The sequence below is a fragment of the Streptomyces sp. Xyl84 genome (genome assembly GCF_059731885.1).
The window spans coordinates 179891-194918 of record NZ_AP029182.1 but is presented as its reverse complement, the minus strand read 5'-3'; the positions used below and the strand labels follow the sequence as shown (position 1 = coordinate 194918).

Annotated in this window: 15 protein-coding genes; 6 read left to right on the top strand and 9 right to left on the bottom strand. The window is 72.4% G+C overall.

From position 1 onward, the window contains the following. Positions 1-26: 26 nt before the first annotated feature. Positions 27-1499, bottom strand: coding sequence for an aldehyde dehydrogenase (locus AC6I72_RS00865; protein WP_497998651.1), 1473 nt, complete (start codon positions 1497-1499; stop codon positions 27-29). 265 nt (positions 1500-1764) lie between these two features. On the opposite strand from AC6I72_RS00865, the gene AC6I72_RS00860 reads away from it, so the two are divergent. After that, entirely contained in the window at positions 1765-2382 is a 618-nt protein-coding gene (locus AC6I72_RS00860) for a TetR/AcrR family transcriptional regulator (protein ID WP_497998650.1), read from the top strand. Positions 2383-2518: 136 nt separating this feature from the next. On the opposite strand, the gene AC6I72_RS00855 is transcribed toward AC6I72_RS00860, so the two are convergent. The 7 genes from AC6I72_RS00855 to AC6I72_RS00825 all read right to left on the bottom strand — a co-directional run bounded on the left by AC6I72_RS00855 (position 2519) and on the right by AC6I72_RS00825 (position 9989). Continuing rightward, on the bottom strand, positions 2519-3445 hold the full coding sequence (locus AC6I72_RS00855; RefSeq protein ID WP_497998648.1) for a LysR family transcriptional regulator: 927 nt from the start codon (positions 3443-3445) through the stop codon (positions 2519-2521). Positions 3446-3485: 40 nt separating this feature from the next. Next, entirely contained in the window at positions 3486-4874 is a 1389-nt protein-coding gene (locus AC6I72_RS00850; RefSeq protein ID WP_497998646.1) for an MFS transporter, read from the bottom strand. A gap of 65 nt (positions 4875-4939) precedes the next feature. After that, complete coding sequence (locus tag AC6I72_RS00845) at positions 4940-6352, bottom strand: aspartate ammonia-lyase (protein WP_497998644.1); 1413 nt, start codon at positions 6350-6352, stop codon at positions 4940-4942. Next, on the bottom strand, positions 6349-7497 hold the full coding sequence (locus AC6I72_RS00840; protein ID WP_497998642.1) for a M20 family metallopeptidase: 1149 nt from the start codon (positions 7495-7497) through the stop codon (positions 6349-6351). Before AC6I72_RS00840 ends, AC6I72_RS00845 begins: the two co-directional genes overlap by 4 nt. A 50-nt stretch (positions 7498-7547) precedes the next feature. Continuing rightward, entirely contained in the window at positions 7548-8222 is a 675-nt protein-coding gene (locus AC6I72_RS00835) for a DUF1028 domain-containing protein (RefSeq protein ID WP_497998640.1), read from the bottom strand. Beyond that, on the bottom strand, positions 8219-8692 hold the full coding sequence (locus AC6I72_RS00830) for a RidA family protein (protein WP_497998638.1): 474 nt from the start codon (positions 8690-8692) through the stop codon (positions 8219-8221). Before AC6I72_RS00830 ends, AC6I72_RS00835 begins: the two co-directional genes overlap by 4 nt. 10 nt (positions 8693-8702) lie before the next feature. Further along, the gene (locus tag AC6I72_RS00825; protein WP_497998636.1) at positions 8703-9989 is read right to left on the bottom strand and encodes a flavin-containing monooxygenase; all 1287 of its coding nucleotides are present in this window, start codon (positions 9987-9989) and stop codon (positions 8703-8705) included. Between the two features lie 518 nt (positions 9990-10507). On the opposite strand from AC6I72_RS00825, the gene AC6I72_RS00820 reads away from it, so the two are divergent. The 4 genes from AC6I72_RS00820 (at position 10508) to AC6I72_RS00805 (ending at position 13283) form a co-directional block, all read left to right on the top strand. Next, positions 10508-11173 (top strand): hemerythrin domain-containing protein, encoded by a 666-nt coding sequence (locus AC6I72_RS00820; protein WP_497998635.1) that lies wholly within the window; start codon positions 10508-10510, stop codon positions 11171-11173. Between the two features lie 253 nt (positions 11174-11426). After that, positions 11427-12131, top strand: a complete 705-nt coding sequence (locus AC6I72_RS00815) for a DMT family transporter (RefSeq protein WP_497998633.1) — start codon at positions 11427-11429, stop codon at positions 12129-12131. After that, on the top strand, positions 12110-12859 hold the full coding sequence (locus AC6I72_RS00810) for an alpha/beta fold hydrolase (protein WP_497998631.1): 750 nt from the start codon (positions 12110-12112) through the stop codon (positions 12857-12859). Before AC6I72_RS00815 ends, AC6I72_RS00810 begins: the two co-directional genes overlap by 22 nt. A gap of 22 nt (positions 12860-12881) precedes the next feature. Then, entirely contained in the window at positions 12882-13283 is a 402-nt protein-coding gene (locus AC6I72_RS00805) for a nuclear transport factor 2-like protein (RefSeq protein WP_497998629.1), read from the top strand. A gap of 208 nt (positions 13284-13491) precedes the next feature. Here AC6I72_RS00805 and AC6I72_RS00800 read toward each other — a convergent pair whose 3' ends face one another. Next, positions 13492-14247: an SDR family NAD(P)-dependent oxidoreductase gene (locus AC6I72_RS00800; protein WP_497998627.1), complete on the bottom strand. Its 756-nt coding sequence runs from the start codon at positions 14245-14247 to the stop codon at positions 13492-13494. A gap of 128 nt (positions 14248-14375) precedes the next feature. On the opposite strand from AC6I72_RS00800, the gene AC6I72_RS00795 reads away from it, so the two are divergent. Next, positions 14376-14828 carry an Rrf2 family transcriptional regulator gene (locus tag AC6I72_RS00795; RefSeq protein WP_497998625.1) on the top strand — a complete coding sequence of 151 codons (453 nt, stop codon included), beginning with the start codon at positions 14376-14378 and terminating at the stop codon, positions 14826-14828. Positions 14829-15028: the final 200 nt, after the last annotated feature.

Below are 15028 nucleotides of genomic sequence, written 5' to 3'. Positions count from 1 at the left end.
GTGGGCGGGTGGTGCGGCCGGTGCGGTCAGGAGTGGGTGATCCAGGTCGTCTTCAGGCCGGTGTACTTGTCGAAGGAGTGCAGGGAGAGGTCGCGGCCGTGGCCGGACTGCTTGAAGCCGCCGAAGGGGGTGAACGGGCTGAGCGCGTCGACGGTGTTGACGGAGACGGTGCCCGCCCGCAGGGCGTCGGCGACGCGGTGCGCCCGGCCCAGGTCCCGGGTCCACACGGAGGCGGCGAGCCCGTAGACGGAGTCGTCGGCGAGGCGGACCGCCTCGGCCTCGTCGTGGAAGGGCAGCACGGTCAGCACGGGGCCGAACAGCTCCTCCCGGACGAGCGGTGCACCGGGTGCGAGGCCGGTGACGACGGTGGGGTCGAGGTAGGCGCCGTCGCGGCCGGGACGGGTACCGCCGCACACCACGGTGCCGCCCGACGAGTGCACGGCCCGCAGGACGCGGTCCACCTGGGCCTCGTCGACGAGCGGTCCGAGGCGGGTGGCCGGGTCCAGCGGGTCGCCCGGCAGCCAGGTGCGGGCGTGCTCGGCGACCCTCGCCGTGAACTCCTCGGCGACGGACGCCTCGACCAGCAGACGCGTGGTGGCCGAGCACACCTGCCCGGCGTTGTAGACGAAGCCCCAGGCGGCGCGCTCCGCGGCCGCCTCCAGGTCCGCGTCGGCGAAGACCACGCAGGGGCTCTTGCCGCCGGCCTCCGGCCACACCTGCTTCATGTTCGACTCGGCCGCGTAACCCAGGAACCGCTTGGCCACGGCCGTGGAGCCGGTGAAGACCAGAGAGTCCACGTCCGGGTGGAGGCCCAGGGCCCGCCCGGTGATCTCTCCCGGGCCCGGTACGACGTTCAGCACGCCGTCGGGAAGGCCGGCCGCCGAGGCGAGTTCGGCCAGCAGCAGTGCCGACAGCGGGGACTGCTCGGCCGGCTTCAGCACTACGCTGTTGCCCGCGGCCAGGGCCGGCGCCAGTTTCCAACTGGCGATGTCCAGCGGGAAGTTCCACGGCACCACCGCGCCCACGACACCCAGCGGGGCGCGGCGCACCAGGGCGAGGTTGCCGGGCGGGGCCGGGGCGACCTCGTCGTAGAGCTTGTCGACGGCCTCCGCGTACCAGGTGAAGACGCCGGCCGCGCCGGGCACGTCGGTGCCGTACGACTCCGCGACGGGCTTGCCCATGTCGAGGGTGTCGCACAGGGCGAGTTCCTCGCCGCTCTCCTCGATCAGGCGGGCGAGGGCGAGCAGGACCCGCTTGCGTTCCGCCGGTGCGGTGCGCGACCAGCGGCCGTCCTCGAAGGAGGCGCGGGCCGCGGTCACGGCCCGGTCGACGTCGGCCGCCGAGCCGGCCGCCACCTGGGCGGTGGTCTTGCCGGTCGCGGGGTTCACGGTGGGGAACCACTGGTCGCCGTCGGGGTCGGCCCACGCGCCGTCGATGAACAGACGGGTGCGGGGCGTGAGGTCGGCGGCGCGCTGCCGCCAGTGGGCGTACGTCTGCATGCTGTGGCCTTCGATCGCTTCGTGGACGCCGGGCCGCGGCGAACCGGTGCGGGCGGGCCGGCGCCGGCCGGGCCGTCCCGGGGGCGCCGCCCGGAGGTGGCGGAGGCGTGCGAGCGGGGCAGGGCCCGGCGGAGCGGTCCCCGGCTCTTCTTCGGCTTCCTCGGTTTCTTTGAGCCGAGATTCAAACAATAGGTGAACCCACCGTCAATGCCCCCGGCACCAACTTGTTGCGAAAACTGACTCTGGTGGCAGAGAATGGGCCGTCATGGGGAAAGCGGGCAGACCACGCAACCAGACGGCACGCAGGCAGGCCCTCGTCTCCGCCGCGGGACGGGCCATCGCGGAGCGCGGGCTGGAAGGGCTGCGCATCAAGGACATAGCGGATGCGGCGGGCGTCTCACAGGGCTCGGTTCTGTACTACTACCCGGAGCTGGACGACCTCGTCCTGGAGGTGCACCGGGGCGCGGTCGAGAGCTACCTGGAGTCGCGGCAGCGGGCGTACGACGAGGCACCCGCGGCAGGGCCCGCGGCGCGGCTGCGGGCCCTGCTGCACAGCGGCCTGCCGGCCATGACGGACGATCCCGTCCACGGGCTGCTGTACGAACTGCACCGGCGCGCCGGCCGCAGCCCGGGCCACGCCGAGCTGATGACCTCCCTGTTCGCCCGGGAGGTGGCGCTCTACACGACCGCCCTGGAGGTCGGCGCCGCGACCGGGGCGTTCTCGCTCGCCGCGTCCGCGCACGACCTGGCGCACGGGCTGGTGGCCCTGGAGGACGGGTACGGCCTGCACGTCGTCAGCCGCAACGCTGCGCTGCGTCCCGAGCGGGCCCAGGAGCTGATCCTGGCCCACGCGAGGGCGGTGACGGGCTGCGCCGGGCTTTAGAGCTGCGGACGAAAGTGGGTTCCGATCAGCGGGCGGTGTCCGGCGCCTTGCGAGGGCGCGTGCCGGGCGCCGCGAGCCGGGCGCCCCTTTTGTCCGCAACTCTTAGGCCCCGCGGGTCCGGCGAGCGGCCGGCGGCTCAGGCCCCGCCGCCCTGGGCGGCGATCTCCCGCAGCAGGTCCATCACCGCCCGGGCGCGGGCGGTCTGGTTCACGCCCCCGAGGGTGGCGATCTTGACTTCGAGGGCGGGGCCGCCGTCGCGGAGCCGGAGTTCCGCGACCTCGCCGCCGCCGTAGGTCTGGCTGGTCGCGGGCCGCTGGTTGAGCACCGAGTAGCCGAGTCCGCGGGCCACCAGGGAGCGCACGGTCTCGTAGCTCTGGGTGCGGTAGCGGACGTCGGGCGCGGTGCCGGTGGCGGCGACCAGCGAGCGGAAGTAGTCGCGGCTGTGGGGCAGGTCCAGGAGGACGAGGGGCTCCGCGGACAACTCCGCCAGCTCCACACTGTCCCGGCCGGCCAGCGGGTGGCCGGCGGCGACGATGACGTAGGCCGGGGCACGGGCGATCGTCTCGCTGCGCAGCTCCGGATCGGCGGACAGACCGAGGCCGTAGGTGAGGGCGAAGTCGATGCGCCCGGACGCCAGGGCCTGGACAAGCCGGTCGGTCTCCGCCTCGACCACGTCGATCTCGATGCCGGGATGGCGCCGGGTGCACTCGCTGAACAGCGGCGGCAGGTAGGAGGGGGCCAGGGTCACGAAACAGCCGACGGCGACCGGCCCGGAGAGGGTCTCGCCGTCTCCCCGGGCCTCCCGCTCGATCTCGCGGGCGCGGGCCAGCAGATCCCGCGCCTGCTGCCGCAGCCGCTCACCGGCGGGCGTGAGGGTCAGGCCCCGCCCCCGCCGGCGGATGAACAGCTGCACCTGCAGGTCCCGCTCCAGGTTGTAGACGGCCGTGGAGACGGCGGACTGCGCGATGTGCAGCTGTGCCGACGCCTCCGTCATCGAACCGCGTTCGGCCGCCACGAGGAAGTAGCGGAGCTGAACGAGCGTGAAACCCACTGGTGCCGTCATACGTGACCCTCGCGCCTGGTGACCGGTGCCGGTGCCGACCCTATGCGGCACTGTCCACCGGGGTCTCGCGGGCCGGCCCCTCGGCCACGTCCTCGGGGTGCAGCAGCGCGCACCCGGCGGTCTCCCGCAGGGTCAGGGCGGCGACCAGGCCGGCGAGCGCGAACACCATCAGGTACGGGCCGGGCACCAGAGTGCTGCCGGTCGCGGAGATGAGCACGGTCATCAGGTACGGCACGGTGCCGGCGAACAGGGCGGCGGTGATGTTGTAGGAGATGGACAGGCCGCTCTGCCGGGTCCGGGTCGGGAAGGCCTCCGCCGACCACACCGCGTACGTGCCGAGGATCGCCGCCAGGATCACGCCGAGCAGCAGACCGGCGGCCCAGGTCCCGGCGAGCCCGGTCCGCATCAGGAGGAACGCCGGGGTGGAGACGACCAGCAGGGCCGCCGTCGCCCCGACGAACACCGGCTTGCGTCCCACCCGGTCGGACAGCATGCCGAACAGCGGCACGAGCGCCAGCCCCAGCAGGGAGATCACCGTGGACAGCAGGGCGGCGCTGTCGGCCGAGTGGCCCAGGTGGTCCGTCTCGTAGGTGACGAGGTAGGTCAGCACGGCGTAGAAGGGCACGTGCATGGCCGCCATGAGGCCTGCCGCCTGCAGCAGCTGCCGCCTGTGCGAGCGCAGCAGCTCCCGCACCGGGCTGCGCGGGACGAAGTCGCCGGCCTCCAGCACCCGGAACTGCGGGGTGTCCTCGATCTTGCTGCGGATGACGAAACCGATGACCCCCAGCGGCGCGGAGACGAGGAACGGGATGCGCCAGCCCCAGGACGTCAGCTGGTTCTCGTCGAGCCCGGCCGACAGCAGCAGGAAGACGAACGAGCCGGCGAGGAAGCCCAGCAGGGAGCCGGCCTCCAGCCAGCTCACCCCGAAGCCGCGGCGGCGCCGGGGCGCGCTCTCGGCGAGGAAGCTCGCCGCGCTGCCGAACTCGCCGCCCGCCGCGAACCCCTGGACCAGGCGCAGCACCAGCATGAGCACCGGCGCGGCGATGCCGATCGACGCGTAGCCGGGCAGCAGGCCGATCGTCAGGGTCGCGCCGGACATCATGAAGATGACCAGCGACAGGGTTCGTTTGCGGCCGATCCGGTCGCCCAGCGGCCCGAACACCAGGGCACCGACGGGCCGGATGCCGAACGAGACCGCGAACACACCGAACACCGCGAGCAGCCCGGTCGTACGGTCCTGGGCCGGGAAGAACACGGTCGCGACTGTGCCGGCGAGATAGGCGTAGGCCGCCCAGTCGAACCAGTGCACGAACACGCCGACGGCACCCGCGATGACGCTCCTGCGCAGTGCGACGACGTCGGTCGCCGCCTCGACGTCGGTCGTCGTGCCGGCACCGTCGTGCGGGCCGGCGCTGTTGTAGGTGCGCATGCGCGCCTCCTTGGGGGATGGGTGGAGAAGCCGGAGCTGTGCGGGTGCTGCCGACGCCGTGCCCTTCAGGGCACGGGCAGGCCGGTGAGGGAGGCGGGACTGGTCAGCTCGCGCAGTTGCGCCTCGGTCAGCAGCTCGCGCTCGCGTACGAGGTCGAGGGCGGGTCTGCCGGTGTGGTGGGCCTCCAGCGCGAGGGCGCAGGCGGTCTCGTGGCCGAGGGCGGGGCTGAGCGCGGTGACCAGGCCCACGGAGGCCGCCACGGTCCGCGCCAGCCGGTCGCGGTCGGCGGTGATGCCGCGTACGCAGTGTTCGGTGAGGACGGTGATCCCGGCGGTGAGGTGGGCGAGGCCGGCGCTCAGACTCCGGAACACGACCGGCTCGAAGGCGTTGAGCTGGAGCTGTCCGCCCTCTGCGGCGAGCGTGACCGTCACGTCGTTGCCGATGACCTCGAACGCGATCTGGTTGACCGCCTCGGGGATCACCGGGTTGACCTTGCCGGGCATGATCGACGAACCGGCCTGCCGCGCGGGCAGGCTGATCTCGCCGAACCCGGCCTGCGGCCCCGAGGACAGCAGCCGCAGGTCGTTGCAGATCTTTGACAGTTTGACCGCGATACGCTTGAGCACGCCGGACAACTGGACGAAGACACCGACGTCCTGGGTGGCCTCGATGAGGTCGGGCGCGGACACGAGGGTCCCGATCCCCGTGAGCCGGCGCAGGTGCTCCAGGGCGCGTTCCCGGTAGCCCGGACGGGCGTTGAGTCCGGTCCCGATCGCCGTCCCGCCGAGGTTCAGCTCGTGCAGCAGCACCCGGGCCTCGGCGAGCCGCTGCTCGTCCTCGGCGAGAGTGGCGGCGAACGCGCCGAACTCCTGACCCAGCGTCATCGGAACGGCGTCCTGCAACTGGGTGCGGCCCATCTTCAGCACGTCGGCGAACTCGGCGCCCTTGGCGGCGAACGCCTCGCGCAGGCGGGCCATGGCGGTGAGCAGTTCGGCGATGTGCGCGTCCAGCGCCAGTTTCACCGCGGTCGGATAGACGTCGTTGGTGCTCTGGCCCAGGTTGACGTGGTCCAGGGGGTGCAGGACCGCGTACGCGCCGCGGGGGTGGCCGAGCAGTTCCAGGGCGCGGTTGGCGATCACCTCGTTGGCGTTCATGTTGGTCGAGGTGCCCGCGCCGCCCTGGATGAGGTCGACCACGAACTCCTCCCGCAGCGCGCCCTTGCGCAGTTCGGCGCAGGCGTCCGCGATCGCCGAGGCGAGGGCGGGGTCCAGGGCGCCGACCTCGGCGTTGGCGAGGGCCGCGGCGTGCTTCACCGCCGCCAGGGCGCCGATCAGGTGCGGCCGGGCGGCCACGGTCTCCCCGGTGATCGGGAAGTTGACCACCGCCCGGGCGGTGTGGGCCCCGTAGTAGGCGTCCGCCGGCACGTCGACGGCACCGAGCATGTCGTGTTCGGTGCGGTACCCGTCCGTTGCCGTCATGCCACCTCTCCCTCGTGCGCCGTGGCGCGGTCCACGCCGGTCCACGCCAGCGCCGTCGCCCCGTCGAGCAGGGCCCGCTGGGCCGTCCCGCCCACGCAGTACGCGGCGAACTCGTGCTGGTGGTTGGTGGCGGGCAGGGAGCCGATGCCGATGTAGGGGTGGATGGCCGGGACCACCTGCGAGACGTTGCCCATGTCGGTGGAGGCGCGGTTCATGCGGGCGGCCTGGCCGGGCGGCGCGAACTCCCGTCCCAGGGCGAGGGCGTTGGCGCGGTAGTGCCCGAGGGCGGACTCGTCCGTACGGAACTCGGCGTACGGCTTGCTCTCCGGCTCGATCTCCAGCTCGCAGCCGGTGGCGAGGGCGCCGGCCTCGAAGGCCCGCATCACCCGCGGTTCCAGCTCGGCCAGTTCGGCGAGCGTCTCCGCGCGGACGTACCACCGGCCGCTCGTCCGCTCCGGGATGGCGTTCGGGGCGTCCCCGGCGTGGGTCACCACCCCGTGCACCCTGGCCGACGCCGGCAGTTGCTGGCGCAGCAGGCCGATGGCGACCTGGGCCACGGTGAAGGCGTCGGCCGCGTTGACCCCGGCTTCCGGATAGGCCGCGGCGTGCGCGGACTTCCCGGTGTACGAGATCCTGGAGTGGCTGACGGCGAACGGGCGGGCCTCGGCGACGTCGACCGGCGCCGGGTGCACCATCATCGCGAGGTCCACCCCGGCGAAGGCGCCCCGCTCCAGCATCTCGATCTTGCCGCCGCCGCCCTCCTCGGCCGGGGTGCCGTAGACCTCGACGGTGAGGCCGGCCTCGTCGGCCACGGCCGCGAGGCCGAGCGCGGCCCCGACCGCGGACGCCGCGATGAGGTTGTGCCCGCACGCGTGGCCGAGGCCCGGCAGCGCGTCGTACTCGGCGCACAGCGCGATCCGCACCGGCCCGCTGCCGTACCGGGCCAGGAACGCGGTCTCCAGACCCAGGTAGGACGAGGTGACGTCGAACCCGGCGCGCTCCAGCGGCTCCGGTACGGCGGCGGCGGCCCGGTGCTCCTCCCAGGCGGTCTCCGGGTCCGCGTGCAGCCGCTCGGACAGCGCGACCAGCTCCTCGGCGCGCCGGCCGACCGCCCGCCGGGCCGCCTCCTTCAGCGCGCCCCTCACGGACCGCTCTTCCGGCGTGCCCTCCACGGACCGCTCTTCCCGCGCGCCCCTCACAGGTCGCCCGGGACGCCGTAGGAGGGAGCGGAGGCGGGGTCGAGTCCGCGCCGCACGTAGTCGTCCCGCTGCGGCAGCCAGACGCCGAGGAGTTCGGCGAGCCGGTCCACCGGGTCCTCGGACCAGTCCACCCGCAGGTCGGTCACCCGCCACTGCACGTCCGCGACGACCGCGAGGCCCGCGGAGTGCACGGGCCCCTCCTCGCCGCCCGCCGCGACGGCGGCCTTCAGGGCGGCGAGCAGGCGCTCCTCCAGCTCCCCGGTGGCCGCAGCGTAGGCGTCGAGGAGGACGCCGGGGATGTGCTCACCGGACAGCAGGTTGCCGGCCGCCACCGCGCCGTCCGCGGTGGCCGAGGCGTACGTGCCGAGCGTTCGCGCGCCGCTGTGGGCGAACCCGGGCCCGGAGCGGCCCAGCACGGTCAGCTGCCGGTACTCGATGGTCTTCGCGTTCCGCGCGGCGGCGGTGACGCCGGCCAGGGCGCGTCGCGCGTCACCGTGCTCCGCCAGCCCGTCCAGCAGGTCCGTGCCGAGCGTGGGGTCGGTGATGTTCTGCGAGGTCGCCGCGCCCACGCCGGGCCGCAGATGGGTGACGCGGGCGGCGACCGCCGGGGACGAGGAGCAGGCCACGATGCCGAAGCGTGCGCCGTCGCGTACCACCAGGGACATGGTCATGCCCGGTCCTCCTCGGGGATCACGGCGATCGCGTCGATCTCGCACAGCCACTCCGGGCGGGCGAGGGCGGAGACCACCAGGCCGGTGGAGATGGGGTGCACACCCTTGGTCCAGCGGCCCACGGTGCGGTACACCGCCTCGCGGTAGCGCGGGTCGACGAGGTAGATGGTCAGCTTGACCAGGTGCTCCATGCGGCTGCCCGCCTCTTCGAGCAGCATCTTGATGTTGGCCATGGCCTGCTCGGCCTGGGCCCCGGCGTCACCGATGCCCACGGACTCGCTGGTGTCCAGGTCCTGGCCGATCTGCCCCCGCACATACACGGTGTCGCCGGCGACGACGGCCTGGCAGAGGTCGTTGTCGAGGTTCTGCTCGGGATACGTGTCACGCGTGTTGAACGGACGGATCCGGGTGTGCCCGCCCGCGACGACCGGGTCCTTCGCCCGGCCGCGGCCCTCGTTCGTGGAAGTCATCGACTGCTCCTCAGCTGTTCTGGATCGCCGGCGTGAGACCGGGCCGGTCGGTGGTGCCGTACGAGAGGTAGCCCCGCTGGGTGACGATGTGGTCGGCGACGTACCGGGCGTCGTGCCACACGCCCCAGATGAAGCTGGACCCGCGGCGCGACAGCCAGGGCAGGCCGAGGAAGTAGACGCCGGGCTCCGAGGAGACTCCTCGCCGGTGGTCCGGCCTGCCCTTCTCGTCGAACGCGTCGGCCTGCAGCCAGCCGTAGTCGGTGGCGAAGCCCGTCGCCCACACGATCGAGGTGACACCGGCCGCGGCCAGGTCGAGTTCCAGGAGGGGGCTGCGCACGCACTCCGGGTCCGGCCCGAGGACATGCGCCTCCGGCTCCTCGGGGAGGTCGAGCCCGTTGCGCTCGACGTAGGCGTCGGCCGCCTTCAGGAACGCCAGGTACTTGTCGTCGCCGAGCGAGATGTTCGCGGCGAGGTCCGGCGCGAAGCGCAGGACGCCGTCCTCGTACGACGCGGTCATGCCGACCAGTTCGATGCCGGTGCCGGCCAGGGCACGGAAGTCCACGGTGTGACCCCCGCGGGCGCCGCTGACCGCGATGGTGACGTGTTCGGCACCCTGGGGAGGCGTCTGCGCGTCCCAGATGCCGAGCACGCCCAGCCACCAGCAGAAGTCACGTCCGCGGTACTGCCGGGGCGGACGGTCGTGCGGGCCGACGGAGAGGAGGACCCGGCGGCCGGACCGGCGCAGCTCGTCGGCGATCTGGACCCCCGAGGAACCGGCCCCCACCACGAGGACCGCACCCTCGGGCAGCTGCTGGGGATTGCGGTACCCGCTGGAGTGGATCTGCACGGGGACGGCGCCGTCCGGGACGATGGGCGGGATCACGGGCCGCTGGAACGGTCCCGTGGCGGCCACGACGAAGCGCGCGTCGATGGCACCCTCCGAGGTCTCGACCCGGAAGCCGGGCCGGCCGGACCGCTTGCGCACCGAGGTGACCTCGACACCGCACCGCACCGGGGCGCCGATCTTCTCGGCGTAGGCGACGAGGTAGTCCGCGACCTGCTCCTTGGAGGCGAAACCGTCGGGATCGACGCCGGAGAACTCCAGATTCGGGAACCGGTCGTGCCAGGCGGGCCCGTTCGCCACCAGGGAGTCCCACCGCTCCGAGCGCCACCGCTCGGCGATACGGTGCCGCTCCAGGACGATGTGCGGTATGCCGTGGGCACCGAGGTGCTCACTCACCGCGATACCCGCCTGGCCCGCCCCGACGACGACTACTTCAGTTTCTTCACTGGGCACTTCAGCCTCCACTCAGGCGGTAGTCCATCCCGGCGTCGCGTTGACTGCGCTACCGCACGAGACATCCTTGAGCCCGGCGGAAAACCTGTCCAACAGATGTTTCCGTTGAAGGCGATCTGATTTCTTGATTCAGTAGCCCGACAGCCGTGCGGCGCGGCGCAGCGCGTCGAGGCGGTCCTCGGGACCGTCCGGGAAGCGCTCCTCGGCGGGACGTGTGCCAGCGGGGCCCGGACGTCCAGGCCGGGCAGCCCGTCCTCGACGGGGAGCCGCGGCACCGCGCGCTGAGGCGCGCCCGGGCCGAGACTGCCGCAGGGCTCGGCGCCGGCCGTGAGGGCGGGACCACGCCGGCCCCACCGCCGACGCGCCGGTGATCACCTCGTGTGACTCGCCGCCGGCGCGGCCCGGCTCCCCACGCTCGTCGGCCTGCCGCTGATGGACCGGCCGAGCCCTCCGGCAGCGGGTGACACCGCCCGGCCCGGGGTACCCAGCACCTTTGACCCGGGAGTGAGGAGGCAACCATGGGAAAGCTCGGCAGGACGGCAGCCGTGACCACGGCGACCAAGCCCCTGTGGACCGCCAGGGCTGCCGCGAAGGCAGGGAAGACCGTCCCCGCCTGGTCCGCGAAGGCGGTACGCGTCCTGGGCGGCGAGGACGCCGTCGACGTGCTCACCCGCCAGCACCGGCAGATCAGGATCGGGTTCCTGCGAGCCGCTCTGCCCGGACCGCCGCGGCGCCGGAACTTCGACCGGCTCATGCGCCTGCTCGCCGTCCACGAAGCAGCGGAAGAGGCACACGTTCACCCGGTCGCGCGCCGGGCCCTCGAGCACGGCCGCGAGCTGGCCGCCCGCCGCCGGCACGAGGAGAAGGAAGCCAAGGAACTGCTGGTGGCGCTGTGGCGCACCGGGCCGGAAGGACGCGGATACCTGCGGTTGCTGAACCAGGCCCGGCGCGCGGTCACCGGCCACGCGGCGCGCGAGGAACGCGAGGAGTTCGCCGCCCTGCGCAAGGCGGTGAGCGCGAAGCGGCTGCGGATGCTGGGCGCCGAGGTGAAACTCACCCAGGCCTACGCGCCGACCCGGCCGCACCGCTGGGTCAACAACGAGGCGACGAACAAGCTGGCCGCGCCCCTCCTCGGTCCCCTCGACCGGGCCCGCGACGCCGTCCGCCACCGCATGGCACGCTGACGCCGGCCGCGCCCCGCACCAGGCACCGGCCTGACTCCACCGGCCTGGCGGCACCCCCATGAGTGACAGGAGGCGCGGAGGGGACATGGTCGGGAGGGAGCGGTGTGGACGCCGCCGATCCGGGGCGTCCCGGAGAACGAGGGACCGGGACCGGACGGCCGGTGCGTCCCTCACCGGACAGGACAGCAGCCCGGACGTGAGAGCCGCGAGGCCACCGCGGTGATCCACCACCCGCTGGACGAGGAGGTCCGGTTTGCTCAGTCCCCTCCTCGCTGTGCTGGCCTCCCTGGCGAACGCCCTGGCGTCCGCGCTCCAGCGCAAGGCCGCCCGGGAGGAGTCCACCACGCAGAACCTGCGCCTTCGCCTGGTGTGGCGTCTGCTGCACCGGCCCGTGTGGCTCGGCGGAGTGCTGTCGCTGATCGCGGGTTTCCTGCTGCAGGCGGTCGCTCTGGGGTCGGGCCCGATCTCGGAGGTGCAGCCGCTGCTCACCCTGGACCTGCCGGCGGCGCTGATCCTCTCCGGATTCTTCTTCGGGACCCGGCTGGGCCGCCGTGAGTGGGCGGCCTCGGCGGTCATGGCAGCGGGCGTGGCCGGGCTGCTGCTCGCGCTGGGGCCCGGTCACGGCATGTCCTCGTCGGTCTCCTGGACCGCCTGGCTGATCGGCGGAGGAACCAACGTGATGCTGATCGTGGCCGGTGTCCTGTGGGCGCGCCGGGCGTCGGGCACCCGCCGGGCCGCTCTGCTCGGAGTGACGACCGGATGCGCCTTCGGGCTGACCGCCGCACTCATCAAGGCGGTCACGAACACCTATTCCCACGGTCTGGCCGCCGTGTTCACCGGCTGGGAGCTGTGGTCCATGATCGCGGTCGGGGCGTGCGCGATGTTCCTGCTGCAGTCGGCGATGAACGCGGGCGGCCTGCTGGCCACCCAGCGCCCATGGTGTTCTGGCCGAGCCTGATGATGGACGGCACCATGTGGGAGTACCAGTACGAGCACTTCGCACCGACGCACCGCGTCGTGCTCATCGACAGCCCGGGACACGGCAAGTCCGACGCGCTGCGGAAGATCATCGACCTGGAGGACTGCTCCACCGTCCTCGTCGAGATCCTCGACGCGCTCGGCATCGGCAAGTGTGTACTGGTCGGCAACAGTTGGGGCGGCATGCTCGCCGGCGTCTTCCCGGCCTACCACCCGGAGCGGACCGCGGCCGCGGTCGGCATCAACTGCACCGCCTCGCTGCCCACGACGTTCGAGAGCATCTGGGCCACCGCTCTGGCCGCGTTCCTGTCGCTGAACTCGACGATGCCCGCGCTGGCCGCCAAGGCCGCGCGCCGCGCGTTCGCCGGGCCCAGTGCGGAGGCCTCGAACCCCGAGTTCGTCGAGTTCACCGAGGTGGTGCTCCGTGACGACCCGAAGTCCGTGGCCTGGGCACTGCGCAGCATCCTGATCGGCCGCAAGGACGAACACCGCCGCCTCGGCACGATCAAGGACGTGCCCGTCCTGGTCATCGCCGGCGAGGAGGACAGCCAGTTCCCCGTGCACGTGGTCCGGAAGATGGCCGACGCCATCCCGGGCAGCTCCTTCCGCGTCCTCAAGCACACCGCCCACCTCGCCGCGCGCGAGAACCCCGCCGCGGTCAACGCCGAGATCGACACCTTTCTCGCCGCCCTGCCCACCGCGGCCTGACCACGACGGAGTGAACCACGCCATGGCGAACACGGCACACCCGACGAACGTCCCCGGCTGGGTCCTGAAGTTCATGGACGCCATCGACACCCTGTCGTTCGACGAAGGCTTCGCACCGCTCACCGACGACACCGACCTGTACTTCGGCACCGCCCACATCCGCGGCGTCGAAGCCATCAAGGCATTCTTCGTCAAGATCGACGAGCCGTTGGACATCACCCACGAGGTACTGGAGTTCTGGAGCGCGGACAACGGCGTCAGGCTGCTGCGCGGCGAGGCCACGATGGCCAAGAAGAGCGAACCGGACCGCGTCGTCCGCGCCCCGTTCACACATATCTTCTACCTGGCGGAGGACGAGGGGCCGCTCCGCATCCGCGAACTGCGCATCACCGCGGGCCCGCTGGAGACCCATGCGGTCATGTGACTCCCTCCGGCACGCAGTGCCTCGTCCTCCGGCCGGGAAGAGGACGGTGTCCCGCAAGACCGCTTGCCCGTCTTCCGCAGCCCGGCCGGCGACGGACCGGTCGCGGCTGCCCCTTTGGCACGCAGGCGGGACCGTCCGCGCACGCGCGGGTCGTCGGCGGTGCGCCCGAAGGCGCGATGTCCTCCGGGCGCGCGGCAGGTGTTCCGGTTCAGGCGTTGTAGCCGCCGTGGGCGTCCAGCACCGCACCCGTGATGTACGACGCGGCGGGGCTCGCCAGAAACGCGATCGCCGCGGCGATCTCGTCGGGGTGACCCATGCGTTGCAGGGACAGCGAGCTGATCAGGGCCTTGAGGGTCTCGGGGTCCGGCCCTTCCATGCCGCCCTCCATCAGTCCGGCCTCCACGACGTTGGCCGTGATGTTCCGGGGCCCGAGGTCCCGTGCGACCCCCATGGTGTACCTCTCGATCCCCGACTTGGTCGCCGAGTAGTCGGCAAGACCCGGGGCACCCACCCGGGAGCCCAGTCCGGAACTCACCGTGATGATGCGGCCGCCCGCGCGCAGCACTCGGGAGGCGGCCCGGATGACGGCGATCACGCCGAGGTAGTTGGTCGCGTGCATCCGGTCCAGTGCGGCGGTGTCGGCGTCCGGGTCGTCCACCCTGCGGCCCTGCTCCACCGAGATCGCCGCGTTGTTGACGAGGATGTCCAGGCCGCCGAAGTGCGCGACCACGTCGTCGATCAGCGCCGGCGCCCGGCTTGTGTCCGCCTGGTCGGACTTGAAGGCGACGGCCTTCGCCCCCTTGCCGTGCACCTCGTCGACGACAGTTTGCGCCTGCTTCTCGGAGCTGACATAGGTGAAGGCGACGTCGGCGCCCTGCTCGGCCAGCAGCCGCACGGTCGCGGCTCCCAGTCCGCGCGACCCTCCGGTGACCAGGGCGACCTTGCCCGTGAGTGGCTTGCTCATTCTTCTCACCTCGTTGATTGACCGTTCCCGGCAGTCGCAACGTTAATTGTTACGACAGTCTGATGCAACCTTCGCTGTTACGACTGCGCTGCCGTAGCATGAAGCGCTGCGGCTGAGAGGAGGGGTTCATGAGTGCCAACAGCAGGCTGACCATCGCCGCCCACGCGCTGACCTGGATCGGCCTCTACCAGCGCCAGGGCCATGAGGTCGCCACCTCCGAGCAGATCGCGGCCAGCGCGAACACCAACCCCGTGGTGATCAGGCGCCTGCTCGGCGAACTGCGCAGGGCCGGGCTCGTGGAGTCCCGCAGAGGCGTGGGCGCGGGCTGGTCGCTGGCGCGCGAGCTGGGGTCGATGACCCTGCTCGACGTGTACGAGGCAGTGGAACCCGGCCCGCTGTTCGCGATGCACCGCACCACCCCGGACCAGGGCTGCGTGGTGGGTCACGGCATCCAGCCGGCGATGCAGGGCATCTACGAGGGCATCGAGGAGACCCTGAGAAGCGAACTGGCCCGCGTCACGCTCGAGAACGTACTCCAGGACGTACTCGCGGCACCTCGTCAGCCTCCCGTCGAACCCTGACCGCACATCCTTGACTGTCAACTCCGGCCCCCAGAGCCCGAGTTCGATTCCGGACAGACCTGCCGTCCGTCGGGAACACCGAACCGAACTCCCCACCGCACGGTGGCGCGAGGGCGCCGCGCCGCTCCGCGAGGGCCGGCCCTGGAGCCTGCCGCTTCAGGGGGAGGCCCCTGGGCCGCGTCCGCGTGAGGCTGGCGGCA